Source organism: Herbaspirillum sp. YR522, assembly GCF_000282575.1.
In the GTDB taxonomy this organism is placed as follows: domain Bacteria; phylum Pseudomonadota; class Gammaproteobacteria; order Burkholderiales; family Burkholderiaceae_D; genus Herbaspirillum.
Genome location: NZ_AKJA01000028.1, coordinates 1 through 25970 on the forward strand (window position 1 = coordinate 1; position 25970 = coordinate 25970).

Annotated in this window: 21 protein-coding genes; 13 read left to right on the forward strand and 8 right to left on the reverse strand. The window is 64.8% G+C overall.

The window, feature by feature from the left end:
- A partial coding sequence (locus tag PMI40_RS22860; protein WP_008112866.1) for a response regulator occupies nt 1-4710 on the forward strand: 4710 nt, incomplete at its 5' end.
- 127 nt (nt 4711-4837) lie between these two features.
- Nucleotides 4838-5596 (forward strand): ZIP family metal transporter, encoded by a 759-nt coding sequence (locus PMI40_RS05190; RefSeq protein WP_081496409.1) that lies wholly within the window; start codon nt 4838-4840, stop codon nt 5594-5596.
- Between the two features lie 37 nt (nt 5597-5633).
- Here the strand turns inward: PMI40_RS05190 and PMI40_RS05195 are convergent, their stop codons facing one another.
- The 3 genes from PMI40_RS05195 to PMI40_RS05205 form a co-directional block, all read right to left on the reverse strand.
- Complete coding sequence (locus PMI40_RS05195; protein ID WP_008112870.1) at nt 5634-6488, reverse strand: sulfurtransferase; 855 nt, start codon at nt 6486-6488, stop codon at nt 5634-5636.
- Between the two features lie 23 nt (nt 6489-6511).
- Nucleotides 6512-7429 (reverse strand): DMT family transporter, encoded by a 918-nt coding sequence (locus PMI40_RS05200; RefSeq protein WP_008112871.1) that lies wholly within the window; start codon nt 7427-7429, stop codon nt 6512-6514.
- 253 nt (nt 7430-7682) lie between these two features.
- Complete coding sequence (locus tag PMI40_RS05205) at nt 7683-8804, reverse strand: aromatic ring-hydroxylating dioxygenase subunit alpha (RefSeq protein ID WP_008112872.1); 1122 nt, start codon at nt 8802-8804, stop codon at nt 7683-7685.
- A gap of 264 nt (nt 8805-9068) precedes the next feature.
- Between PMI40_RS05205 and PMI40_RS05210 the strand changes: the two genes are divergently transcribed.
- From PMI40_RS05210 to PMI40_RS05225, 4 genes are all read left to right on the forward strand, one after another.
- Complete coding sequence (locus tag PMI40_RS05210) at nt 9069-9338, forward strand: exodeoxyribonuclease VII small subunit (RefSeq protein WP_040501694.1); 270 nt, start codon at nt 9069-9071, stop codon at nt 9336-9338.
- Nucleotides 9338-10258: a polyprenyl synthetase family protein gene (locus PMI40_RS05215; RefSeq protein WP_008112874.1), complete on the forward strand. Its 921-nt coding sequence runs from the start codon at nt 9338-9340 to the stop codon at nt 10256-10258. The genes PMI40_RS05210 and PMI40_RS05215 overlap by 1 nt, the downstream gene beginning before the upstream one ends.
- Before the next feature lie 73 nt (nt 10259-10331).
- Nucleotides 10332-12197, forward strand: a complete 1866-nt coding sequence (gene dxs / locus PMI40_RS05220) for a 1-deoxy-D-xylulose-5-phosphate synthase (RefSeq protein WP_040501697.1) — start codon at nt 10332-10334, stop codon at nt 12195-12197.
- Between the two features lie 16 nt (nt 12198-12213).
- The gene (locus PMI40_RS05225; protein ID WP_040501695.1) at nt 12214-12444 is read left to right on the forward strand and encodes a hypothetical protein; all 231 of its coding nucleotides are present in this window, start codon (nt 12214-12216) and stop codon (nt 12442-12444) included.
- Here the strand turns inward: PMI40_RS05225 and PMI40_RS05230 are convergent.
- Nucleotides 12439-12990: a cob(I)yrinic acid a,c-diamide adenosyltransferase gene (locus PMI40_RS05230; protein WP_008112876.1), complete on the reverse strand. Its 552-nt coding sequence runs from the start codon at nt 12988-12990 to the stop codon at nt 12439-12441. The genes PMI40_RS05225 and PMI40_RS05230 overlap by 6 nt on opposite strands.
- Before the next feature lie 230 nt (nt 12991-13220).
- Here PMI40_RS05230 and PMI40_RS05235 point away from each other — a divergent pair, with 230 nt between their 5' ends.
- From PMI40_RS05235 to PMI40_RS05260, 6 genes are all read left to right on the forward strand, one after another.
- On the forward strand, nt 13221-14636 hold the full coding sequence (locus PMI40_RS05235; RefSeq protein ID WP_008112877.1) for an FAD-binding oxidoreductase: 1416 nt from the start codon (nt 13221-13223) through the stop codon (nt 14634-14636).
- Between the two features lie 9 nt (nt 14637-14645).
- Entirely contained in the window at nt 14646-15536 is an 891-nt protein-coding gene (locus PMI40_RS05240; RefSeq protein ID WP_008112880.1) for a LysR substrate-binding domain-containing protein, read from the forward strand.
- Nucleotides 15537-15675: 139 nt separating this feature from the next.
- The gene (locus PMI40_RS05245) at nt 15676-17163 is read left to right on the forward strand and encodes an FAD-linked oxidase C-terminal domain-containing protein (RefSeq protein WP_008112882.1); all 1488 of its coding nucleotides are present in this window, start codon (nt 15676-15678) and stop codon (nt 17161-17163) included.
- Between the two features lie 2 nt (nt 17164-17165).
- Nucleotides 17166-18224, forward strand: coding sequence for a glycolate oxidase subunit GlcE (glcE, locus tag PMI40_RS05250; RefSeq protein WP_008112883.1), 1059 nt, complete (start codon nt 17166-17168; stop codon nt 18222-18224).
- A 30-nt stretch (nt 18225-18254) separates the two neighbouring features.
- Entirely contained in the window at nt 18255-19493 is a 1239-nt protein-coding gene (gene glcF, locus PMI40_RS05255; RefSeq protein WP_008112885.1) for a glycolate oxidase subunit GlcF, read from the forward strand.
- A 603-nt stretch (nt 19494-20096) separates the two neighbouring features.
- Nucleotides 20097-21386, forward strand: a complete 1290-nt coding sequence (locus PMI40_RS05260) for a dicarboxylate/amino acid:cation symporter (RefSeq protein WP_008112889.1) — start codon at nt 20097-20099, stop codon at nt 21384-21386.
- A gap of 35 nt (nt 21387-21421) precedes the next feature.
- Here the strand turns inward: PMI40_RS05260 and PMI40_RS05265 are convergent, their stop codons facing one another.
- The 4 genes from PMI40_RS05265 to PMI40_RS05280 all read right to left on the reverse strand — a co-directional run bounded on the left by PMI40_RS05265 (nt 21422) and on the right by PMI40_RS05280 (nt 25328).
- The gene (locus PMI40_RS05265; RefSeq protein ID WP_008112891.1) at nt 21422-21901 is read right to left on the reverse strand and encodes a PPC domain-containing DNA-binding protein; all 480 of its coding nucleotides are present in this window, start codon (nt 21899-21901) and stop codon (nt 21422-21424) included.
- 2 nt (nt 21902-21903) lie between these two features.
- Complete coding sequence (locus tag PMI40_RS05270) at nt 21904-22467, reverse strand: PCC domain-containing protein (RefSeq protein WP_008112892.1); 564 nt, start codon at nt 22465-22467, stop codon at nt 21904-21906.
- Nucleotides 22464-24062, reverse strand: coding sequence for an acyl-CoA synthetase (locus PMI40_RS05275; RefSeq protein WP_008112894.1), 1599 nt, complete (start codon nt 24060-24062; stop codon nt 22464-22466). The genes PMI40_RS05270 and PMI40_RS05275 overlap by 4 nt, the downstream gene beginning before the upstream one ends.
- Nucleotides 24063-24152: 90 nt before the next feature.
- On the reverse strand, nt 24153-25328 hold the full coding sequence (locus PMI40_RS05280; protein ID WP_008112896.1) for an acetyl-CoA acetyltransferase: 1176 nt from the start codon (nt 25326-25328) through the stop codon (nt 24153-24155).
- 567 nt (nt 25329-25895) lie between these two features.
- Here PMI40_RS05280 and PMI40_RS23190 point away from each other — a divergent pair.
- The coding region (locus tag PMI40_RS23190) for a twin-arginine translocation signal domain-containing protein (protein WP_008112898.1) at nt 25896-25970 on the forward strand (75 nt) is incomplete at its 3' end.

Genomic DNA, 25970 nt, shown 5'->3' on the forward strand with positions numbered 1-25970 from the left:
CAGGCGGCCGCCGCCGTGACGGCGTTATGGTGCCTGCATGACTACCTCGATGACCTGCATGATCGCAGTGGCGACACCGATACATTCGATCCGACGCTGTTCCAGGGATGGCGCCTGCTGGGGCTGCAGCTTCCGACCGGTGCCGGTCCCAGCGCCAGCGCGGGGGCATCCGGGGCAGACCAGCCTGTTGCATTGGCCTATATGCACGATCTGGAGCAGATGCTGCAGCTCTTGCAGGCCATCGACGACGGCGCGGCAGCACTGCCATCCGGAACCGGTGCCGATGATGCGTCGTGGCAGGCGGCACTGCAGGGCTTCGTGGGCCGCATCGTCAGCGGTCTGCAACCACTGGACCGGCATGCCCTTGCGGTGCTCGACATGGTGCCCGGGCCCGCCGTCACCGCACGCATCGAGGCCCTGCAGCAGCGTGCCGGCTGGTCACCGTCGCTGGCGCTGGTGCAGGCGCCCGAATCGCCCTTGATGGTGCAATTGATGATGCAGGTCGACGAGATGCAGGCAGCCTGGGGGCGCTTGGTCACGGCTGCGTCCACCCCGGCGGGCGCGGCGTTGCTGTTGCCATGGATGACCAGTGTACTGGTGGCGGCCGCCCTCGCGCGCCGCATCTGGCCGCGCCTGCGTCAGCCCGGTTTGTCGGGCCTGCTGCGTTCGCTGGCGCACCTGGCGGCGGCAGTCGACCCGGCCGCATGGCGGGAAGACGGCGAGCGGGAATTCAGCAATTGCCAGATATTCCTGGAGGAATGCCTGCGCCGGCGTTTCTACCAGGAAGAAGACTTCATCGAACAGTCCGATTGCATCGTCGAGCACCTGGCCGGCGTACTGCTTGGCAATCTCACCTGCGCCCCGTTCCCGTGGTTTTCGCGCGAGCTGCGCGCCGACATGACGCGCCGCATGCCCGGCGTGGCCGAACGGGACATCCTCGATGCGCTGGCCAAGGTCGAAAGCGGCCTGGAGTGGTTCTGGTCCGGCCACGCCGAGGTGCCGCCCCAGGTCGTGCTGCCGACCGACGTGACGCAAGACGACTGGCCGGTCGAAAGCCAGCCATCGCTGACCACCATGCTGACCGACATCCATAGCGAGCTCGGGCGCCTGGAGACGCTGTGTGCGGCGCATCCGTGGGCGCAGTGGCGTGGCCTGGCCATCACCCTGCGCGAACGGATCGTGGGTAAGCTCGCCGCCACCCTGCCCAGTGCCGCCGATGAAGGTAGCGGGCAGCAAGAGCGTACCGATAACGCGCGCGCGGTCATGGTGCGCGACATCGTGCGCTTCGAGCAGCAGTTGCAGCAAGCCATGCGTTCGCCCCCCAATCGCTGGCGCCGGCCGGCTCGCCCCGATCGGCGCCTGGCGGCCGACATCCGGCGTGCATTGACCCAGGGCGACCTGCCGCCGGCGGCGACGACCACCGCAGTGCAGGTGATGGAGGCGGGCTCGCTGGCCGATGACCTGAGCGGCAGCTGGCAACCGCAACCGGCCGATGACGAAATGCTGGCGGTCTTCATCGCCGAAGCCAATGCCTTGCTCGACGAGTTGCGTGAAACCCTGGCCGGCGGCGCGGTCGCGTTTACCAACCCGGGACGACTGGGCAGCATGCGGCGCTGTTTCCACACCATCAAGGGGAGCGGGCGCATGGTTGGCCTGCTGGCACTGTCGGAGGCCGCGCATGCCGTCGAGAGGCTGGTCGGCGCTTGCCTGGTGGCCGTGGATGAGCAACCGGCCAGGGCCGTGCCGCCGTCGGTGGAGCTGCTGCTGCAATCGGTGCACGCACTGTTCGCGACATGGGTCGGCGAGCTGGAGCGGCAGGCAGGTTCCTCCCGCCAGGCGCCGCAGCTGGTCGACATCTGCCAGCGCCTGTGCCAGGGCATGGGGGCGGCCATTGAACCACCGGTCCCGGGTCCAGTTTCGACACCGACACCGACACCGACATCGACATCGACATCGACATCGACATCGACATCGACATCGACATCGACGACACCGACGACACCGACGACACCGGCGACGCCAGCGCTGGTGGGCGAGGCCGCCGGTGCTGATCGGCAGTTGCGCCAGATCTATCTGGACGAAGCCGCCGGCCTGTTCCGTACCCTGCGCCAGCATGGCAGCAGCTGGCGCGCCAAGGCCGATAGCGGTTTGTTGTCAGGTGCTCCCGCGCTCTACTTGCGGGCGGTCCACACCTTGCGCGGCTGCAGTGCCGCAGCCGGCTTCGACGCCATGCGCCAGATGGCGGCGGCGCTGGACGAACTGATCGAGCATCTCAAGCAGTCCGGGCTGGGCCTGGATGCGGTGCAACTGGGCGTGGTCGAACGCGTGCTGTCCAGCATGCAGGACATGCAGCAACGCTATGCTGCCGGCGCCGAGCCCGTGGCCGACCAGTCCGCACTGCAGGCATTGCACCAGTTGCAGCAGGATCTGCGCACGCCGGCGCCCTCTGTACCAGCACTCGCGCCGGCCGGTACGGTGGCGGCGCATGATACGCCACCGCAGGAGGTACATGGACTGCAGGACGAGATCGATCTCGAACTGCTGCCGGTGTTTCTGGAAGAGGGTGCGCACCTGATGGCGCTGGCCGGCGAGGGGCTGCACCTGTTCCAGCGCCAGCCAGGCGACGACCACGTCTTGAAGCAGGTGCTGCGACCGCTGCACACGGTAAAGGGCAATGCCCGCATGGCTGGTGCGCTGCAACTGGGCCAGCGCATCCACGAGCTTGAAAGCGGAATACAGCGCCTGCTGCGCAGCGGCGCCGACGCCGCCGGCTTCGATGCACTGCTGGCGATCTACGACGATGCGTTGCAGCGTTTCTCGGCGCTGGAGCAGATGGCCGGCGCGCACCCGCTGGTCGATGGCGAGCGCAAGCTTTCCGTGCCGACGGTACGCATCAAGGTCAGCCTGCTCGACACACTGCTCAACCAGATCGGAGAAGTGTCGATCGCCCGCTCGCAACTCGAGAACGAGGTCAGCCAGCTGCGGCGCCATGCAATCGACCTCGATGACAACATCGGCAAGCTGTCGGCGCAGCTGCGCAATATCGCGATCCAGGCCGAGATCCGGATTGCCGCCTCGCACCACAGCCATGAAGGTGCCCAGTTCGATCCGCTGGAACTGGACCGCTACACGCACCTGCAGGAGCTCACGCGGATGATGGACGAGAGCGTCAATGATGTCGCATCGCTCCAGAAGCTCTTGGCCGACAGTGCCGCCAGTACCCAGAACGGACTGCAGCGGCAGGCGCGCCTGACTCGCGAGCTGCAGCAGGAGTTGATGTATGCCCGCATGGTCAAGTTCAAGAGCGTCGAGCCACGCCTGCGCCACCTGGTCTGGCAACTGGCCCGCGAAACCGGCAAGGCGCTGGAGCTGGTGTGCAGCGGCGGCGAGGTCGAGCTCGACCGCGGTATCCTCGAGAAGATGATCGGTCCGTTCGAGCACCTGCTGCGCAACGCTGCGGTGCACGGCATCGAAGCGCCGGCGCAACGGGCTGCAGCCGGCAAGAGCGCCGTCGGCCGGCTGCGTATCCAGGCCGTGCAGGAGGGCAGCGAGGCCACCATCCGCATCGATGACGATGGCGCCGGACTGGACCTGCCTGCCATTGGGGCCAAGGCATTGGCGGCCAACCTGCTCAGCGCGGCCCAGGTCGGGGACGAGGCGCGCGTGATCGAGATGATCTTCGAGCCGGGCCTGTCGACCTCGGCGAACGTGTCCGCACTGGCCGGACGCGGCGTCGGCATGGATGTCGTACGCAGCGAGGTCACCGCGCTCGGCGGCCGGGTGGTGGTGCATTCGGAGGCCGGCGTAGGCGTGCGTTTCACGATGCACCTGCCGCTGTCGCTGGCGGTCAAGCAGGTGTGCCTGCTGAGGCTAGGGGTGCAGAGCTATGCAATCCCTTCGATGCTGGTCGAGAAAGTGGTGCAGCTGCGTGGACAGCACATGCACGACGCCCTGGCCAGCGGCACGCTGGAGCAGGGCGGACGCAGCGTGGCGCTGCATGCCCTGGCCGCCATGCTGGACGAAGCGGCCGATGCGAATCGGCCGGCGCCGGAATCGGTCTATGTGGTGTTCGTCAAGAGCGGCAGCGACCTGGTCGCCATCATGGTCGACCACGTCAGCGGCAATCGCGAAGTGGTGTCCAAGCCGCTGGGGCCGCAGCTCGACACGCTGCCCGGGGTGGTAGGGGCGACCGTCATGGGCAACGGCGAGATCGTGCTGATCCTCAATCCCTTGCTGCTGGAGCGACGCAGCGGCTATCGCCGCCAGGACGGCGCCATGCGGGAGCAGTCGCGCCGGACCAGGAAGCGCATCGTCATGGTGATCGACGACTCGCTGACCGTACGCAAGGTGATGCAGCGCCTGCTGACCCGCGAGGGCTACGAAGTGGTGACGGCCACCGATGGCTACGATGCGATCCGCCAGTTGCATGGAGTCACGCCCGACGCTTTCCTGGTCGACATCGAAATGCCGCGCATGGACGGCTTTACGCTGGTACGCCACCTGCGCGACAACGAAGCCACGCGTGCGCGGCCGATCATCATGATCACCTCGCGCACCGGTGCCAAGCATCGCGAGCGCGCCATGGAGCTGGGCGTGAATTACTACCTGGGCAAGCCCTACCAGGACCAGCAACTGCTGTCGCTGCTGGCCACCTATACCAGCGCGCCCGACCAGTTGCCGCCGGACGACTTCAGCGATGTACTGTATTAGGGGCCGTCATGGCGCGGCTGGGCTAAAATAGCGCGCTTGCGACGCCATCGACAGATGTCAGCTTGACAAGCGGCGTCCCAGACCAGCATTCCGAGGCCATAAAATCGATCCGATACTCATTTCCATCCTGCTTGCCACGACCCTGGCCGGAGTCGTCAGCATTACCGCCGCTGCGGTGTTTTCGTTTGCGCTGCTGTCGAAGATGGTGGAGCGGTTGGTGAGCCTGTCGGTCGGCATCATGCTGTCGACCTCGCTGTTGCATGCGCTGCCCGAGGCGTTCGAGTCGCAGGCCGAGCCGCATACGCTGTTCGCGGTTCTGCTGGGCGGGCTGCTGGCGTTCTTCCTGCTCGAGAAGACGGCCATCCTGCGCCATTCGCATCACCACGAGGACGACGGTCACGGCCATCACCACGGGCATGACAAGCATGAAGCGGGCAAGGCCGGCTGGATGATCCTGGTCGGCGATGGCCTGCACAACTTTACCGATGGCATCCTGATCGCCGCCGCGTTCCTGGCCGATCCGCACCTGGGGCTGGTGACCGGCCTGGCCATCATCGCCCATGAAATCCCGCAGGAGATCGGCGACTTCATCGTGCTGCTCAATGCCGGGTTTTCGCGCACGCGGGCGTATGTCTACAACCTCATCTGCAGCCTCATGGCCGTGGCCGGTGGCGTGCTGGGCTATGTCATGCTCGAGCGCGGCACCCAGTGGATTCCTTACGTACTGGTATTTGCCTCGTCGGGATTCATCTATATCGCCGTGAGCGACCTGATGCCGCAGATGCAGCGCCGGGCAACCCTGCGCGAGACCGTGCCGCAGGTCATCCTGATCGCACTGGGCGTGCTGATCGTGGTGACGCTGACCAGCCATTCCCACGCACATTGAGGCCGCGACCGGGCGCCGGCTGGCGCGGGCAAGCGGTTCAGTTGCCGGTGGCGACCGGTCGCGACGGATCCGAACTCCATTCGCTCCACGAACCCGGATACAGGCTGGCACCACCGAGCCCGGCCACTTCCAGCGCCAGCAGGTTGTGGCAGGCGGTCACGCCCGAACCACATTGCATGACGGACTGATGCGGGTCTCCCACCACCGACAGCCATTCCTCGCGTAGCTGGGTGGCGCTCTTGAAGCGCCCATCGGCGGCCAGGTTCTCCTTGAAGAAACGATTCCTGGCGCCGGGAATGTGACCGCCGACTGCATCCATGGTCTCGTTCTCGCCCCGGAAGCGGTCAGGGGCGCGGGCGTCGACCACCTGCAATGCAGCGGTCCTGAGATTGTCGACCAGGGTCTGCGCGTCGACCGTGCGCACGATCGAGGTCAGGTCCTGGATATTGCCGTGCGGCGCCGGCGGCGGCACCTCGGCGCTGAGTTCGCCGACCTGCTGCCAGGCGCCCAGGCCGCCATCGAGCACCGCCACGTCGCTGTGGCCGATCCAGCGCAAGAGCCACCAGAGACGGGCCGCGAACATGCCGCCCTGGGCATCGTAGGCCACGACCTGGGTATCGTTGTTGATGCCCAGCGCGCGCAGGGCCTCGACCAGTTGCTGGCGGTCGGGCAGGGGATGGCGGCCGTGGAAGCGACCGTGCGCATCGACCTTGGGGCCGGACAGGACATCATCGAGGTGCACGAAGCGCGCCTGCGGGATATGGCCGATGGCATAGGCGTCGGACCCGGCGCGCGGATCGACCAGGTCGTGCCGGCAATCGACGATCACCAGGTTCAGGTACTGGGCGCGCGACTTCAGGTCGGCGGCGCTGATCAGGGTGGAATAGGTCATATGCTTTCCTTTGCAATACGGGTTCAGACTTCGGTTGCGATCGGGTCGACCTTGGGAACATTCTTGGCGCTGTTGCGGTTGCTGCGCTGGTTGTGCCAGGTGGCCCACAGTCCGCTGCACAGGATGATGGCCATGCCCAGCCAGCCCAGCCAGCCCGGCGCGTCGTTCCAGATCAGCACCCCGAACAGGCTCGAGAAGACGATGCCGGCGTACTGCAGGTTGGCCGTCACCAGGGTATTGCCCAGCCGGTAGGCGCGGGTCATGGCAATCTGCGCCAGCGTCGCCGTCAAGCCGATGGCCAGCACCAGCAGGGCACCGGTGACCGAATGGGCATGCCACAGCGGTATCTTGCCCGCCACCAGGTTGCCGGCCAGGCCGGCCACCACGCCGGTCAGCGAGAAGTAGAACACGACCCGGTACTCGGGTTCCCCCAACAATCCGAGCTTGCGCACCTGCAGGTAGACGATGGCCGACAGTACGCCCGAGATCAGGGCGATGACGCCACCGATCAATTGCTCCGGATTGAGCGAAGGCCGCATGAGCATGGCCACGCCAATGAAACTGAGCAGCACCGTCGCCGCCAGCCCCCATTCGAAACGCTTGTTGCCTTTCCACCAGCCGGCGGCGAACAGCATGGCCGCGATCCAGATCGACGACATGTAGTTGAGCGTGGTCGCGGTGGCAATCGGCAGCAGGCTGAAGGCGTAGAACCACATCCACAGCGAGACCACGCCGACGCCGCCGCGAATGAGGTGGTCGCGCGGAAAAGGAGTGCGGAAGGTGCCGCCGCGCACCCATACCATGGCCGAGATGACGATCACGCCGACCAGTCCGCGCGAGAGCACGATTTCGGCGGTGGTGTAGTGCTCACCGGCCAATTTGACGCAGACCCCCATGATGGAGAACAGGAAAGAAGCGACCAGCATCCAGAGCGATTGCATGACGAGTTGGTTTATTGTTGGATTGAACAGCTGTGACAGGCGCGCTCCGGCAATCCGGACGGCCGATGAAAAACGGCAGCACCGGACCGTGCCGATGCTGCCGCTGCAAGAGATTCCACCGTCGAGTGGAGTTGGCGTTGTTGCAAGAGTGCAGATGGTGGCCGACAGGAGGGTTCCGAACTGTCCAGCTCCTGCCGCTGCGCCTGCATGCCTGCTCCTCGAGGTTCATGCGCCATCTGCGCATGGGTTGTTGTCATCCGTCCCTGGTACCCGGTCCGACCGCCAGCTGCGAGCGGTACCATTCGTGGAAGTGCTGCATGCCGTCTTCCATCGGCGACTGGTACGGACCCACCTCGCTGGTGCCGCGTTGCAGCAGTATACGACGACCTGCATCCATGCGCAGCGCGATCTCGTCATCCTCGACGCAGGTCTCCATGTAGGCGGCACGTTCGGCCTCGACCATCTCGCGTTCGAACAGGGCGATCTCTTCGGGGTAGTAGAACTCGACCACGTTGGTGGTCTTCTGCGGACCGTTCGGCCATAGCGTCGACACCACCAGCACATGCGGATACCACTCGACCATGATGTTGGGGTAGAGCGTGAGCCAGATCGCGCCGAACTTGGGCGGCGTGCCGCCATTGAACTGGAGCAGTTTTTCCTGCCACTTGGCATAGGTCGGCGAGCCCGACTTGCCCAGTCCGTGATTGACTCCCACCGACTGCACGCTGTAGTCGCGGCCGAACTCCCATTTCAGGTCCGAGCACGACACGAAGTTACCCAGGCCGGGATGGAAAGGTTCGACATGGTAGTCCTCCAGGTAGACCTCGATGAAGGTCTTCCAGTTGTAGTCGCACTGGTGGACTTCGGTGTGATCGTACAGGTAGCCGGAGAAATCCAGGTCGCCCGCCACCCCCAGGTCCTTGAGCAGGGCGGCCACGTTGCTGCCGCCGCTCTCGAACAGCAGGCCGTTCCAGTTCTGCAGCGGCGTGCGCGACAGGTTCAGGCATGGCGTCTCGCCGAAATGCGGCGCGCCGATCAGGTCGCCCTTGAGGTCGTAGGTCCAGCGATGCAGAGGACAGACGATGTTGCGCGCGTTGCCGCGTCCGTCGAGCATCTTTGCCTGGCGATGGCGGCACACGTTCGACACCAGTTCGATGCCCTGCGCATTGCGCACCAGCATGCGACCTTCGTTTTCCCAAGGCAAGGTCGAATAGTCGCCCACATTGGGCACCATCAGTTCGTGGCCGACGTAGCGAGGCCCATTCTGGAACAGTTGTTGGAGTTCGCGCTGGTATAGCGGTTCGTCGAAATAGACGTCGACTGGAAGTTGCGCGTTTGAACGCGCCAATTTGGCAAAAGTCGCAAGATCGGACATTTCCGCCCCCAAATTAATTTGCACCAACCTAAGGAAGAAAATCCGCAAAAACCGTTCAAGTAATATGAAGAGGAAATTTCGGACAGAACTAAGGATTATGCCATAAAACCACTTTAAGCGACCTTAAGTGGTGGTTAATTTGTCATCATTTCAACCGAATTTGCCTTTTGCGAGTCCGGTCGCACTGCAAATCAAGCGCGTTGTTCAGTGCGCACACTGAGGTTTGTTCTAAAATACAGGGTTAGATTTTCAATTTGGGTCGATATGCCAAGAACTTCCGCCACCGCCGCCACGGCTTGCGCCGCTCCCGTCTCGTTCGAGCAAGCCATGCAGGAACTCGAGCAGCTCGTGGCGCAGATGGAAGCGGGCGAATTGCCGCTGGAAGCTTCGGTTGCCGCCTACAAGCGTGGCTCGGAGCTGGTCAAGTTCTGCGCCACGCAGCTCGACCGCGTCGACAGCCAGGTCAAGGTGCTCGAAGGCGAGATGCTCAAGCCCTTCAGTGCCGACCAGGGCGTAGCCGGCGGGGACGACTGATGAGTGCCTGCATGGCCGCCTCGATGTCCTTCCTTGACTGGATGCAGCAGGTGCAGGCCGGCATGGAAGCCGTGCTGGACCGTTTCCTGCCGCCGCCGTCGGTAATGCCGACCCGACTGCACCAGGCGATGCGCTATACGGCGCTGGACGGCGGCAAGCGGGTACGCCCGTTGCTGGTCCATGCCGCCGGCGAGTTGTTCGATACGCCGCTGGCGTTGCTGGAACGCGCCGCGGCCGCAGTCGAGATGATCCACGTCTATTCGCTGGTGCATGACGACATGCCGTGCATGGATGACGATGCGCTGCGCCGTGGCCGACCGACGGTCCATGTGCAATACGACGAGGCCACCGCACTGCTGGTGGGCGACGCGTTGCAGGCGCAGGCGTTCGAGGTGCTCTCGGGTGCTATCGCGCCCGACCAGCCCGGCCTGGCAGCGCGCCAATTGCGCATGCTCAACCTGCTGGCGCAGGCCAGCGGTTCGGTCGGCATGTGCGGCGGCCAGGCGATCGACCTGGCCAGCGTCGGCATGACCCTGTCGCTGGCCGAACTCGAGCAGATGCATCGCAGGAAGACCGGTGCCCTGTTGCGCGCGGCAGTGATGCTGGGCGCGCTGGGCGGCAAGGCGCTCGGTGACGCCGAGAGTGCGGCACTGGACGAGTATGCCGGCGCCATCGGCCTGGCGTTCCAGGTGGTCGACGATATCCTCGATGCCACCGCCGACTCGGCCACGCTGGGCAAGACCGCCGGCAAGGACGCCGCCGACAACAAGCCCACCTATGTGTCGATACTGGGCCTGGCCGAATCGCAGGCGCTGGCGCAACGGCTGCGCGCCAGTGCGCACCAGGCGCTGGCGCCGTTCGGCGACAAGGCGCAGCGGCTGCGTGAGCTGGCCGACCTGATCGTGCAACGAAAGGCATGAGGCACCTGTCGAACTGCCTGTATCAGGCATGCGCGGCGGTTGCCTGCAGACCCACACAAACGATACCCACAGTATGCTGCTCAACACCATAAACGAACCGGCCGACCTGCGCCGACTGTCCCGCCAACAACTCAAGCCCCTGGCCGAGGAGTTGCGCGGTTTCGTGCTCGACTCCGTGTCCAAGACCGGCGGCCATCTGTCGTCCAACCTGGGCACGGTCGAGCTGACGCTGGCCTTGCACTACGTGTTCAACACGCCGCACGACCGCATCGTATGGGATGTCGGCCACCAGACCTATCCGCACAAGATCCTGACCGGCCGGCGCGAGCGCATGTCGAGCTTGCGCCAGCAGGACGGCATCTCCGGTTTTCCACGGCGTGACGAGAGCGACTACGATACCTTCGGCACGGCGCATTCGTCGACCTCGATCTCGGCCGCGCTGGGCATGGCGCTGGCGGCCCGCACCCAGGGCTCGGATCGCCACGCCATCGCCGTCATCGGCGACGGCGCCATGACGGCCGGCATGGCCTTCGAGGCGCTCAACAACGCGGGGGTGCACGACGACGTCAATCTGCTGGTGATCCTCAACGACAATGACATGTCGATCTCGCCGCCGGTGGGAGCGCTCAATCGCTACCTGGCACGCCTGATGTCGGGCAAGTTCTACGCCAAGGCCCGCGACGTGGGCAAGTCGGTATTGCCCGGCCCGGTACTCGAACTGGCCAAGCGGCTCGAAGAGCATGCCAAGGGCATGGTGGTGCCTGCCACCATGTTCGAGGAATTCGGCTTCAACTACATCGGCCCCATCGATGGCCACGACCTCGATTCACTGATCCCGACGCTGCAGAACCTGAAGCAGCTCAAGGGCCCGCAGTTCCTGCACGTGGTCACCCGCAAGGGCCAGGGCTACAAGCTGGCCGAGGCCGATCCGGTGCTGTATCACGGCCCCGGTAAATTCAATCCCAGCGAAGGCATCAAGCCCAGCACCAGCAGCAAGGCCACCTACACCCAGGTGTTCGGCGAGTGGCTGTGCGACATGGCCGGCGCCGACCAGCGGGCAGTGGGCATCACCCCGGCCATGCGCGAGGGCTCGGGCATGGTGGCCTTCGAGAAGCAGTTCCCGCAACGCTACTACGACGTCGGTATCGCCGAGCAGCACGCCGTGACCTTCGCCGCCGGCATGGCCTGCGAAGGCATGAAGCCGGTGGTGGCGATCTATTCGACCTTCCTGCAGCGTGCCTACGACCAACTGATCCACGACGTCGCCTTGCAGAACCTGGACGTGACCTTTGCCCTCGATCGGGCCGGACTGGTGGGCGCCGACGGTGCCACCCATGCCGGCAACTACGACCTGGCCTTCCTGCGCTGTATTCCGAACATGGTGGTGATGGCGGCCTCGGACGAGAACGAATGCCGCCAGATGCTTTCCACGGCCTACCAGTACCCGGGGCCGGCGGCGGTACGCTATCCACGCGGCGCCGGGGTGGGCGCGGTGGTGCAGAAGTCGCTGGAAACCCTGCCCCTGGGGCGTGGCGAAGTCAGGCGCCAAGGGCGCGGCATCGCGATCCTGGCCTTCGGCACCATGGTCGCGCCGGCGCTGCAGGCGGGCGACAAGCTCAATGCGACGGTGGCCAACATGCGCTTCGTCAAGCCGCTCGACGTCGACCTGGTGCGGCAGCTCGCCGCCGATCACGATGCGCTGGTGACGGTGGAGGAGGGTTGCATCATGGGCGGTGCCGGGGCGGCGGTATCGGAGGCGCTGGCGGCGGCCGGCATCGTCAAGCCGATACTGCACCTGGGCTTGCCCGATCGCTTCATCGACCATGGCGATGCTGCGCAGTTGCTGGTGCAGTGCGGCCTCGACGGGGCCGGCATTGCAGCGTCCATCGTCGAGCGTTTCGGCAAGGACCAACCGCGGCTGGTGGTCAACAACGGCTAGTCGTTCCATCCGCTGCATGATGAAAAATGCCGTTCAGTTCAAACTGAACGGCATTTTTCATGCGGCACGGCCCAGGCAGGTGTCAGGCAAAGACCACGGCGATGCTGCCCGCCGAATCGCTGCGGCGCGCCGGACCGATGATGATCTGTTACTCAACGGAAGCGACATCGAATTCGTCAGGTCGCCGCAGCAGGTGCAGTCGAGGGCCCCGCATTTCATTGTTGTTCAGCGCAGCCAGCCCTCATGATGCGCGGCCATTCCTCCACAATACGTCCGCGCCGCCCGCTGCCCGGTTGAGCACCCGCGCCAGTACGAAGAACAGGTCCGACAGGCGGTTCAGGTAGCGGCGCGCCGCCGGATTGACTGCCTCGTCGTGGTCCAGCGCCACCACGCTGCGCTCGGCACGACGGCACACGGTACGGCAGACATGCGCCAGCGCTGCGCTGCGCGAACCGCCCGGCAGGATGAATTCGCGCAGCGGCGGCAGCGTGGCGTTGTAGTGGTCGAGCAGGCCGTCGAGCCGCGCCAGGTGGTCGTCGCTCAAGACGGCGCGACCCGGGATGCAGAGTTCCCCGCCCAGGTCGAACAGGTCGTGCTGGATATCGCGCAGCGCCGGCGCCAACGCCGCGGGCAACGCTTCGCACAACAGCAGGCCCAGTTGCGAGTTCAGTTCGTCGACCTCGCCCAGCGCATGGATGCGCAGGCTATCCTTGGCCACCCGGCTGCCATCGCCCAGGCCGGTGCTGCCGTCGTCGCCGGTGCGTGTGACGATCCTGGAAAGACGATTGCCCATGACAGACTCCTGAAATGAAGAAGGGCGAGCTTAGCGGTCGCCGCCGCAATAAACCACTAAAAAATTCACTTGCAAGCCGCCCGAAGCCGAAACGGCATTGGATATCGCCGCGATCGGATCGCGGCAAGAGAGTAAAATTCATCAGTGCGTGCATTGGTAAGGCCACTGCACGCTGTTGACAATGACAAGACCATAAGAAAACCGATAACGGAGACACGGAAGATTGCCCTATGAACCATATCGTTGACGCACAGAAACTCAAGAAGCCGGTGCCCCAGGCATTGCTGGACCAACTCCAGGCGCTCTTCGGCAGCCGCCTGTCGACCACCGCCGCCATGCGCGAGCACCACGGGCGCGACGAATCGTCGTACGACCCGATGCTGCCCGATGCAGTGGTGTTCGCGCACACAACCGAAGAAGTCGCCGCGTTCGTGCGACTGTGCAGTCAGTACGAAACGCCGATCATCCCCTATGGCGCCGGTACTTCCCTGGAAGGCCACATATTGGCGCTGCAGGGCGGTATCTCGCTGGACCTGTCGCAGATGAACCGGGTGCTGGTAATCAATGCCGAAGACCTCACCGCCACCGTCCAGGCGGGCGTGACGCGCAAGCAGCTGAACCAGGAAATCAAGGACACCGGCCTGTTCTTCCCGATCGATCCTGGCGCCGATGCCTCGCTCGGCGGCATGGCCTCGACCCGTGCCTCGGGCACCAATGCCGTGCGCTACGGCACCATGAAGGAAAACACACTGACCCTGACCGTGGTCACAGCCGGCGGCGAGATCATCAAGACCGGCACCCGCGCCAAGAAGTCATCGGCCGGCTACGACCTGACCCGGGTCTATGTCGGCAGCGAAGGCACGCTGGGCATCATCACCGAGGTCACGGTGCGCCTGTACCCCCAGCCGGAGGCGATCTCGGCCGCCATCTGCTCGTTTCCCACGGTGGCCGATGCGGTCACTACGGTGATCCAGACCATCCAGATGGGGGTGCCGCTGGCGCGCGTCGAACTGCTCGATGAAAACGGCGTACGCGCCCTCAATGCGCACGACAAGCTGAGCTTGCCGGTCAATCCCTTGCTGCTGTTCGAATTCCACGGCAGTGACAACGGCGTCAAGGAACAGGCCGAGCTGGTGCAGGAAGTGGCCAGCGAGAACCATGCCACCGGTTTCGAGTGGGCCACCCGGCCGGAAGATCGCAACCGCTTGTGGACCGCGCGGCATAACGCCTATTTTGCGATTCTCCAGCTGCGTCCTGGCGCGCGCGCTATTTCCACCGACTGTTGCGTGCCGATTTCGCGCCTGGCCGAATGCGTGCTGGCGACCAAGGCCGATTGCGAAGAGCAGGGCCTCATCCACGCCATCATCGGCCACGTCGGCGACGGTAACTTCCACGTACAGATGATGGTCGACCCGAACGACGCCGCCGACGTGGCGCGTGCCGAGGGCGTCAACCAGCGCATGGTGGCGCGCGCCATCGCCATGGACGGCACCTGCACCGGCGAACACGGCGTGGGCCTGCACAAGATGGACTTCCTGATCGACGAACACGGCGCCGGCGCCATTGCCGTCATGCGTGCCATCAAGCACGCCCTGGATCCGAAGAACATCCTCAATCCCGGCAAGATCCTGCGCTGGGAGGCGTGAAGACAATCCATGGCAACCAGGCTTCCCCCCGTCCACGCGCTGTCCGCCTTCGAGGCGGCGGCGCGTCACAACTCCTTTGCCATCGCCGCCGAGGAGCTCTGCATCACGCCGTCGGCCCTGTCGCATCGGATCCGCCTGCTGGAAGAATTCGTCGGCGAACGGCTGTTCTACCGGGACGGCCGTTCCATCGGCCTGTCCGAGTTCGGGCGCCGTTACCTCGACGTGGTACGCAGTGCGCTGCGCACCCTGACCGATTTCCCGATGCCGCACCGCAACGCCACGGTGCAGCCCAAGATCAAGGTCATGCTGCCGCCGACCTTTGCGCGCCACCTGCTGATGCCGCGCATTGCCGACTTCACCCAGCGCCATCCCGAGATCGTGGTCGAGCTCTACCTGTCGGTGCCGTTGTACGACCTGAGCCTGTCGGAGAGCGATGTCGAGATCCGCTTCGGTGCCGGCAACTATCCCAATATCGTCACCGAGAAGCTGTTCGAGGAGCCGGCCTTCGCGGTGGCCAGCCCGGCCTATCTCAAGAGCCTGCCGCCGATGCAGGCCCCGGCCGACCTGCAACACGCCAACCTGCTGCGCTCGGCGCTCGAACCCTGGCAACCCTGGTTCGAGGCGGCCGGCCTGAAGGACTGGGCCGAGCCCGCCAGCGGGCTGCGCATCGATGACCTGGGCCTGCTGCTGGAGGCGGTGCGACACGGCTATGGCATCGGCCTGACCCGCAAGCACTTTGCCGAAGAGCTGCTGGCGCGCGGCGAGATCGTCGAGCTGTTCGATGTGCGCCTGCGCACGCCGCCGCATGCCTACTACGTGGTGTACGAGCGCTCGGCCCGCGAGCGGCCGGAGGTCGACAGCTTCATCAGCTGGATGCAGAACGCATTCAAGAACCTCTAGGTCGCGCACGGCGGCCGCCGCTGAAATTAATTCATTGCAATAAATAATTCTTTTCAGTGCGCGGCAAGTGGCCGTTTTTGCGGCACCGGCTGCAAATCTGGTTACACTGGCGGAAAACGATAACCTCGAGACCGCCGGCATGAACGCTCCCGTCACCCCTTCCTTTGCGCCGGCCCGCCAGCGCGAGGTCGTCGATGCCCTGCGCCGGGTGGTCCCGCCGCAGTGCGTGCTGTTCGACGAAGAAGACACCCGTCCCTATGAATGCGATGGCCTGGCGGCCTACCGCCAGTTGCCCATGGCCGTGGTGCTGCCCGAGAACGAGGCGCAGGTGGTGGCGATCATGCGCGCCTGCCTGGCGCTGCAGGTGCAGATCGTCCCGCGCGGCGCCGGTACCGGCCTGTCGGGCGGCGCCATGCCGATTGCCGATGGCGTGGTGCTGTCGACGGCCAAGTTCAATCGCATCATCGGCATGGACAGGTTCTCGCGTACCGCGGTGGTCCAGCCCGGCGTGCGCAACCTGGCCATCTCCGAGGCGGCCGCGCCGCACGGCCTGTACTATGCCCCCGATCCTTCGTCGCAGATCGCCTGCACCATCGGCGGCAACGTGGCCGAGAATTCAGGCGGCGTGCATTGCCTCAAGTACGGCCTGACCGTCCATAACGTGCTGCGGGTGCGCATGGTCACCATCGAAGGCGAGGTGGTCGAGCTGGGCAGTGGCGCGCTGGACGCTCCGGGCCTGGACCTGCTGGCGGTCTTCATCGGCTCCGAAGGCATGCTGGGGGTGGTCACCGAAGTGACCGTCAAGCTGGTACCCAAGCCGCAGCAGGCGCGCGTGATCATGGCGTCCTTCGACGACGTGGTCAAAGGCGGCAATGCGGTGGCCAACGTGATTGCGGCCGGCATCATCCCGGCCGGGCTGGAGATGATGGACAAGACCAGCTCGCGCATGGTCGAGCCCTTCGTCAAGGCCGGCTACGACGTCGATGCCGAAGCCATCCTGCTGTGCGAATCCGACGGCACCACCGAAGAGGTGGAAGAAGAAATCGGCCGCATGACCGAAGTGCTCAACGCCAGCGGCGCCATCGCCATCGCCTGCTCGCAGTCCGAGGCCGAGCGCCTGCGGTTCTGGTCCGGTCGCAAGAACGCCTTCCCGGCGGCCGGCCGCATCTCGCCCGACTACTACTGCATGGATGGCACCATCCCGCGCAAGCGCCTGGCCGAGGTGCTGCTGGGCATTGCCGAGATGGAAAAGAAGTATCACCTGCGCTGCGCCAACGTGTTCCATGCCGGCGACGGCAACCTGCACCCGTTGATTTTGTTCGACGCCAACCTGGCCGACGAATTCCACCGGGCCGAATTGTTCGGCGCCGAGATCCTCGAACTGTGCGTGGCCGTCGGCGGCACCATCACCGGCGAACACGGGGTGGGCATCGAGAAGATCAATTCGATGTGCGTGCAGTTCTCGCCGGCCGAGCGCGAAGCCTTCTTCAAGCTCAAGCGCGCCTTCGATCCCGCTTTCCTGCTCAATCCCGACAAGGCTATCCCGACCCTGCACCGCTGTGCCGAATACGGCAAGATGCACGTGCAGCGAGGCCAGCTGCGTCACCCCGACTTGCCGAGGTTCTGACGATGCAAGGCTCATTGATTGACAGCTTCCGCGAGCGCATCGCCCAGGCACGCCCGCTGCAGATTCGCGGTGCCGGCAGCAAGGACTGGTACGGCCAGGCGCCGGTGGGCGAGTTGCTCGACACCCGGGGCCACGCCGGCATCGTCGACTACGAGCCGACCGAGCTGGTCATTACCGCGCGCTGCGGCACCAGCCTGGGCGAGATCGATGCCGCGCTCGACGCCAACGACCAGATGCTGGCCTTCGAGCCTCCCCGTTTCGGGGGCGCCGCCACCGTCGGCGGGATGGTCGCCGCCGGCCTGTCGGGGCCGACCCGGGCCGCCGCCGGTGCGGTGCGCGACTTCGTGCTGGGTGCCGTGTTGATGGACGCCCAGGGCGAGCAGCTGCATTTCGGCGGACAGGTGATGAAGAACGTCGCCGGCTATGACGTCTCGCGCCTGTTGGCCGGTTCGCTGGGAACGCTGGGGCTGATCCTGGAGGTGTCGCTGAAGGTCTTGCCCAAGCCCATGGCCAGCAGCACCCGGGTATTCGATATCGACCAGGCAGGCGCCCTGCGCCTGCTCAACCAGTGGGGCGGGCAACCGCTGCCGCTGGTGGCCAGCGCCTGGACCAACAACGTGCTGACCATTGGCCTGGCCGGCGCGAGCGCGGCCGTCGCCGCCGCCGTGGCCCGCCTGGGCGGCAGCGAGCTGGCCAACGGCGACGACTTCTGGCGCGACCTGCGCGAGCAGCGGCACGCATTCTTCGACCAGCCCGAACAGCCCCTGTGGCGCCTGTCGCTGCCCTCGGTGGCCGCACCGGTCGAATTGCCGGGCGCGCAGTTGATCGAATGGGGTGGGGCGCAGCGCTGGCTGCGTGCGCCGCCGGATCTGGATGCCGCCAGCGTGCGCGCCGTCGCCGTGGCCGCCGGTGGCCACGCCAGCCTGCATCGCGGCGGCGACAAGCGGGTAGGGGTGTTTCATCCGTTGGCGCCGGCGGTCCTGGCCATCCATCGCCGGCTCAAGCAGCAGTTCGATCCCCAGGCCATCTTCAATCCGGGGCGGATGTACCCCGACCTGTAGCCAGGCATCGCCACCAGCCAACAGAAGACCATGCAAACCAATCTAGCCGATTTCATTCGCGACACCGCCGAGGGCCAGGAGGCCGACGCCATCCTGCGCAGCTGCGTGCATTGTGGCTTCTGTACCGCGACCTGCCCCACCTACCAGTTGCTGGGCGACGAACTCGACGGTCCGCGCGGACGCATCTACCTGATCAAGCAGGTGCTCGAAGGCAAGCCGGCCACGCAATCGACCCAGACCCACCTGGATCGTTGCCTGACCTGCCGTAACTGCGAATCGACCTGTCCGTCAGGGGTGCAGTACGGGCGCCTGGTCGATATCGGGCGCAAGGTGGTCGAGCAGCAGGTGCCGCGCCCGCTGTCGCAGCGGCTGGTGCGCAGCGCGCTCAAGGAGCTGCTGCCGCGCAGATGGATCTTCCGGCCCGCCATGAAGGCCGGGCAGGCGATGCGAGCGCTGCTGCCAGCCGTGTTGCGCAACAAGGTGCCGCCACCGCAGCCAGCCGGGCGTTGGCCTGCCGCATCCCACGCGCGTCGCATGCTGTTGCTGCAAGGATGCGTGCAGCCGTCGATGTCGCCCAACATCAACAGCGCCACCGCGCGCGTGCTCGATGCACTGGGGGTGCAATTGATCGTTGCGCCCAAGGCGGGCTGCTGCGGCGCGATTCGCTTCCACATGAATGACCAGCCAGGTGGCCTGGACGACATGCGGCGCAACATCGATGCCTGGTGGCCCTATGTGGATGGCAGTGCCGGTACCAAGGTCGAGGCCATCCTCATGAATGCCTCGGGCTGCGGCGTCACGGTCAAGGAGTACGGACACCTGTTGCAGCACGATCATGCCTATGCCGAAAAGGCGCGCCAGATCTCGCACCTGACGCGCGACATCAGCGAGATCCTGCCCGAGTTCGAACAGCAATTGCTGCCCAGGCTGCGGGTGCCGGCCGCCACCCGCGTGGCCTACCATCCACCGTGCACGCTGCAGCATGGCCAGAAGATCAGGGGCAAGGTCGAGGCCATCTTGCGCGCCGCCGGGGTCGACGTGCAATTGTGCGGCGACAGCCACCTCTGCTGCGGCTCGGCCGGCACCTATTCGATACTGCAGCCGGAGCTGTCCTACCAGTTGCGCGACAACAAGCTCAGGCACCTGGCCGCCACCGACGCCCAGCTCATCGTCAGTGGCAACATCGGCTGCGTGACGCACCTGCAGTCAGGCACCGATACCCCGGTAAAGCACTGGATCGAGCTGATCGACAGCGTCCTGTCGTACTGACGATCGCCGTGGGCGGCCACCGATTGGCGCTGCCGCCACGCGCTTGCCGCCACCATCGCCGTGGCGGTACACAGGATGGTGGCCGGGCTCATCGCCATGTCCTGGCCGACCGGGCCCGGCGCGAACTGGCGCCGGATGAACAGCGACGAAGTCTGCACCCCGGTCGCCGTCGCATCTTTTTTCCGTATCGAGGGCATCGCATGCCCCCGCCCAAGGTCGCGGCATCAGAGAAAAATATTTCCACTCCGTGACAGTCCTGCAAGCGGTCGATCTGCCGCCATGGCGACGAGCTGCGGGCGACCAAACCAGGCAAAGCCAATAAGGACTGCATCGGGTTGGGCCATGCGGCAGGCGGCAGTGGACCACGGGTGGCCCACACGATCCCGGCAAGCGTTGCCAATTGGCCGCACGCGGGCATTGCATCGACCTTGACGATGCCGTGCAAGACCAATAAGCTTCGTCCTTTTTTATCGCTGGTCGAGAAAAATGGCTTGTTTCCAGGCGGTAAATCCCGTGTAGCAAGACATGGTGTCGGCAGTGCCGATTCCGTTCCACAACCAGCGCAGCAGGTTCCCGCATTGCCAGGCGGGGGCAGGAGACTTCATGAAAAAACGCATTCCCCCCGCCGTCATTATCTTCATCGCGATGCTGCTCGGCATCCTGGTGGGGTATCTGATCTTCTCCCATTACGACAAGGCGCATGCCAAGGAACTGGCCGGTTACATCTCGATCATTTCGGATATGTTCCTGCGATTGATCAAGATGGTCATCGCGCCGCTGGTCTTTTCCACGTTGGTCGTCGGCATCGCCCACATGGGCGACGCCCGTTCGGTGGGTCGCATCTTCGCCAAGTCGCTGAGCTGGTTCTTCCTGGCTTCGCTGGTGTCGCTGTCGCTGGGCATGGTGATGGCCAACCTGTTGCAACCGGGCGCCGGGGTGGCGTTGCCGACGCCGGACGCGGCCACCGCCGGCCTGGCCACCAGCAAGTTCACCCTCAAGGAGTTCTTCAACCACCTGGTGCCGCGCTCGGTGGCCGAGGCCATGGCGCAGAACGAGATCCTGCAGATCGTGGTGTTCTCGATGTTCTTCGGCGTGGCGCTGGCGGCGTTGGGTGAGCGCGGCAAGAACCTGCTGGGCGTGGTCGACGATCTTTCGCACGCCATGCTCAAGATCACCGGCTACGTGATGAAGATGGCGCCGCTGGCGGTGTTTGCCGCGATGGCCGCGACGGTGGCCATCAACGGCCTGGAGATCCTGCTCAGTTTCGCCGTGTTCATACGCGACTTCTATTTCTCGCTGGCCGTGCTGTGGGTGCTGCTCATCGGCGCCGGCTTCGTGTTCCTGCGTGCGCGCATCGTACGCCTGCTGGTGCTGATCAAGGAACCGTTCCTGCTGGCCTTTGCCACCGCCAGTTCGGAAGCGGCCTATCCCAAGCTGCTCGACGCGCTCGACCGGTTCGGCGTCAAGCGCAAGATCTCCAGCTTCGTCATGCCGATGGGCTATTCGTTCAACCTCGATGGTTCGATGATCTACTGCACCTTCGCTACGCTGTTCATCGTGCAGGCCTACGGCATGGAGCTGTCGCTGACCACCCAGATCACCATGATGGCGGTGCTGATGCTGACCTCCAAGGGCATTGCCGGCGTGCCGCGGGCGTCGCTGGTGGTGATCGCCGCCACGCTGCACCAGTTCAACATCCCGGAAGCCGGCCTGCTGGTGATCCTGGGCATCGATACCTTCCTCGACATGGGACGCTCCGCCACCAACGCGGTCGGCAATTCGATCGCCTCGGCGGTGGTGGCCAAATGGGAGGGCGGGCTATTGTCCGAAGCCGAGGCCAGCGCGGCCGAACGCGAGATCGAGCGCGAGGCCGAACTCAAGCTGCATGGATGATACGAGGACGCCCCAGGGCGTCCTTTTTTTATAGCTCAGGCCGCGACCGCCTGCTCCACCCTGGCCGGCGCGGCGCCTGCCGGGATCCATTCCTGCAAGGTGATCTCGATGGTGATGAACGACAGGTTGGCGCCGCGCACGAAGCGCCCGGCAAAGATCTTGCCGTCGGTGTCGGCCACTACCCCCTGTAGCGGATGGGGATTGGACCTGGCGTCGCCAAAACCGATCTCGCCGAAGACATTCAGTATTTCCACGCCGGGGCCGTTGACTTCCATCTGGCGTGCGCCATCATGGCCCGCATACTGCAGCCTGGCATCGACCAGGCTACCGATGGCGCCGCGCACGATGGCGCGTTGCATGCCATGCTGCAGGCACAGCGCCTCGACGCTTTCGGTCAGGTCCTGGTTGGGTTTCAGGCGGGCCATCACCAGCTTGCCCAGCGTGCCTTCTTCTACCTGGATATCGTTGCCTGTCTCAATGGGGGGGGTGTTGTTTGCGATGGTCGAGGTCGTCATCATCATTCCATGGGTGTCGGATGCAATAGACTGAATAGCGTCTCTTCATCGCTGTTGACGACGAAGGCGCCTTGTGAAAACAGGCACAGGCGGATGATGAGCGGATCGTCGCCCACTTCCACCGTGTCGAGCAGCAGATGGCCACCATGGATGGTGCCGTCGCCGTCGATGAAACCCGAGTGGCAATGCAAGAGGATCTTGCCGTCCTGGTTCTGGCCCACCGTGATGGCACCGGTCACGAAACTGATCGTGCCCTGCAGCACATGCGGTGGGCCGTAGTCATAGGGACGGTTGGCGTCGCCGGTGTTCTCGATGCGGTGATACTGCAGTATCCGTGCGGTGCCGCCGCACATGCGGCCGACGCCGCCGCGCTGGCCATAGCGCGCCAGTACGCGACGCAGCGCATCGCCCACCCTGGTACCCGGTTGCAGCGTGATGCGCAATTCCTCGGCCGGGTTGGCCTCCAGGTCCAGCGTGCGCGGATAGCTGGGCTGGCCTGCATGAAGGAACTTGCGCACCTCGACGAAGCCGGGATGGCCATCATCCGGTTTGCTCGACAATTTCATAGACGATATTCTCCTTTTTCCTCCAGCAGCGACTTGATCTGTTTCTTGACGATCTTGCCGTAGCCCGACTTGGGCATGGTTTCCCAGAACACGAAGCGGCGCGGCCACTTGTATTTGCCGATGCGTTCTTCCAGGTGCGCCAGCAGTGCCTCGCCGTCGACCTGGCGGCCGGGTTTGGCCACGATCACGGCCAGGCCGCTTTCACCCCACTTGGGATCGGGCACCCCCAGCACTGCCACTTCCGACACCGCCGGATGGGTCAGCAGTGCCTCTTCGATCTCGCGTGGATAGACGTTGGAGCCGCCGGAGATATACATGTCCGACGAACGGCCGGTGATATACAGGAAGCCATCCCGGTCCACATGGCCCAGGTCGCCGGTATGGAACCAGTCGAACTTGAAGGCCTTGGCGTTGGCGTCGGGGTTGTTGTGGTAGCCCATGAACACGGCCGGCCCGCGCACGCAGATCTCGCCGGTCTCGAAGGCGGCCAGTTTCCTGCCGTCGTCATCGAGGATGGCGATCTCCATGCCGGTGCGCGGCATGCCGCAACTGCCGACCCGCGCCTGTGGATGGGCGTCGTCCTCCTGGTGCATGTAGGGCGGCAAAAAGGTGATGTTGCCGGTCACTTCGCCCAGGCCGTAGTACTGCACCAGCACCCGTCCCAGCTTCTTGAGCGCATACACCTGGTCGGCCCGGTACATGGGGGCGCCGGCATAGATCACATGCTTGAGCGAACTGTGGTCGTAGCGGTCCACCGATTCATCCTCGACCAGGATCTTGACGATGGTGGGCACCGTAAACATGTTGTCCACCTTGTACTTCTGAACCAGCTGCCAGGCCTCTTCCACCACCAGCCGTTCGCTGGCCAGCAAGATACTGGCCGCGCCGCGCGCGGTGTTGATCACGGCGTGGATGCCGGCGCCGTGCGACAGGGGCGCCACCACCAGCGAACGCGATTCGTGGTTCAGGCCCGGCATCAGGTCTGCCAGGTGGTTGGTCACCACGAAGGCCATCTGGCCGTGCGACAGGATGCCAGCCTTGGGGTGGCCGGTGGTGCCGGAGGTATAGAAGAACCAGAGCGGGTCTTCGTAGTCGACTTCGACCTCGTCGAAGGCCTGGCCGCCGGCATCCGATACCAGTGCCTCGAAGTCGAGCTCTCCGGCGCGCGGCTCGCGCAACGCCACCACATGCCGCAGGGCAGGCGAGGCGGCCTTGACGGCGTCGACGTAGTGTCCGAAACCGTGGTCGTAGATCATCACCGAGGCACCGCTGGACTGGCCGAGGTAGGCCGCCTCGGGTGGCGTGATGCGAAAATTGGTCGGCACCCAGACCACCCCCAGCTTGAAGGCGGCCCAGGCGCTTTCGAAGATCTGCTGGTTGTTGCGCGAATGGACCAGCATCTTGTCGCCCTTGACCACCCCGCGCGAAGCCAGCGCGTGGGCCAGCGCATCGACCCGGTCGTTGATCTGCTTCCAGGTGACGATGCGGTCGCCGCCGTCGGCATCGGCGCGGCTGAGGATCAGGCCCGGCTGGTCGGGAAAGCGGCGCGCCACATCCGACAGCAGGCGGCCCAGGTTCATGACTTTCTTTAACATCGTCTCACTCGTTCTCTAAGAAATTGGCGTGGCTGGTCTTAGTCTTCTGGCCGACGCTGCCGGCCGTGCCGGGCAGCGTCCTGGCCATGATCAGTGCACGCGTTCCAGGATGCTCACGTAGTTGGCCACGGCGGCGCCGCCCATGTTGAACACGCCGACATGGCGGGCATTGGCGATCTGCATGTCGCCCGCGTCATGCGCGGCCTGCATCGCCGCCATCACGTGCATCGACACCCCGGTCGCGCCCACCGGGTGGCCCTTGGACTTGAGCCCGCCGGAAGGGTTGACCGGCAGCTTGCCGTCCTTGGTGGTGATGCCATCGAGGATCACGCGTGCGCCCTGGCCATGCGGCGCCAGGCCCATCGCCTCGTATTCGAGCAGCTCGGCGACCGTGAAGCAGTCGTGGGTTTCCACCAGCGACAGGTCGTCCAGGCTCAGGCGAGCTTGGCCCAATGCCTTTTTCCAGGCCAGCTCGGCGGCTTCGAAGCGGGTCGCGTCACGGCGCGACAGCGGCAGGTAGTCATTGACATGCACGGCGGCCCGGAACTGCACCGCGCGCGGCATCGACCTGGCCGCGTCGGCCGCACTCAGTACCAGGGCGGCGGCGCCGTCGGACACCAGCGAGCAGTCGGTGCGCTTCAAGGGACCGGCCACGAACGGGTTCTTGTCGGAGACATTGCGGCAGAAATCGAAACCGAAATCGCGGCGCATGTGGGCATACGGATTGGCCATGCCGTTCTTGTGATTCTTGGCGGCGATCATCGCCAGCGCGTCGGACTGGTCGCCGAAGCGATCGAAATAACGCTGTGCGATCTGGCCGAACACGCCCGCGAAGCCACCCGGGATGCCCGCCTCTTCCTTGGCATAGCAGGCCTTGAGCAAGACCTCGCCCACTTGCGGCGTGGCCAGTTCGGTCATCTTCTCGAAGCCGATCACCAGCACGTGCCTGGCATCGCCGGCCTTGATCGACTGCAGTCCGGAATGGATCGCCGCCGACCCGGTCGCGCAGGCGTTCTCGACCCGCACGGCTGGCTTGAAACGCAATTGCGGCAAGCTGTTCAAGACCAGCGAAGAGGGAAAGTCCTGGTACAGGAAACCGGCATTGAAGGTACCGATGTGGACCGAGTCGATATCTTCCGGTTGCAGCCCGGCATGTTCGATGGCGGCCTTGGCCACCTGGCCGATCAGGACTTCCGGATCGATGCCGTCGAGCTTGCCGAATTGCGAATGATGCCAGCCGGTAATGCAGGGGGAGGATGCAGTCATGGGATGTCCTTATAAGACTTGAGACGCGATAGAGGTCGGTGCATCGGTGCGCCCGGATCAGGCCACCTGCGCCACTTGACGCAACCCCCAATGCAAAAACGGTGCCACGCCTGCCGCTGGGCAATCACCACATTGGATAGCCGGTGGCGGTCATTGCGTTGGGTGGCGCAGCGGGTGCATCCCGGGCGCGTTACGGCGACGATAGCACGGGCAGGACAGGGTTTTATGCTGCGGCGCGGTCGCTGCAGTGCGTCATGCAACGGACCGACAGGTGTGCATCCGGTGCGACAATGCTGCGACACAAATGCGACAGGTGTCGCATCGACTGCCGTCGTTTGCGATCTCCCCTACGGCCCTTGTGCGGGCCCATCGTTATCGCAGAGAATACAGGCGCGGTGCGGATTCCAGGGGAGGGCACGCCAGCCTGCCGACACCCGTTCGGCGGCATGGCATTCAATTTGCTCTGGAGTCGTACAGGCAGTGTTGTTACCAGGAACGGCGTTTGCGTCATGCGCATCCAGCCGCGCCGGATTTCAGCGATTTCTATAACAAACAGGAGACAAGCAGATGGGACAACCCACTGGCAAGATCACGCGTCGTCATTTTCTGAAGACTGCATCGGTAGCATCGGCGGCCGCCGCC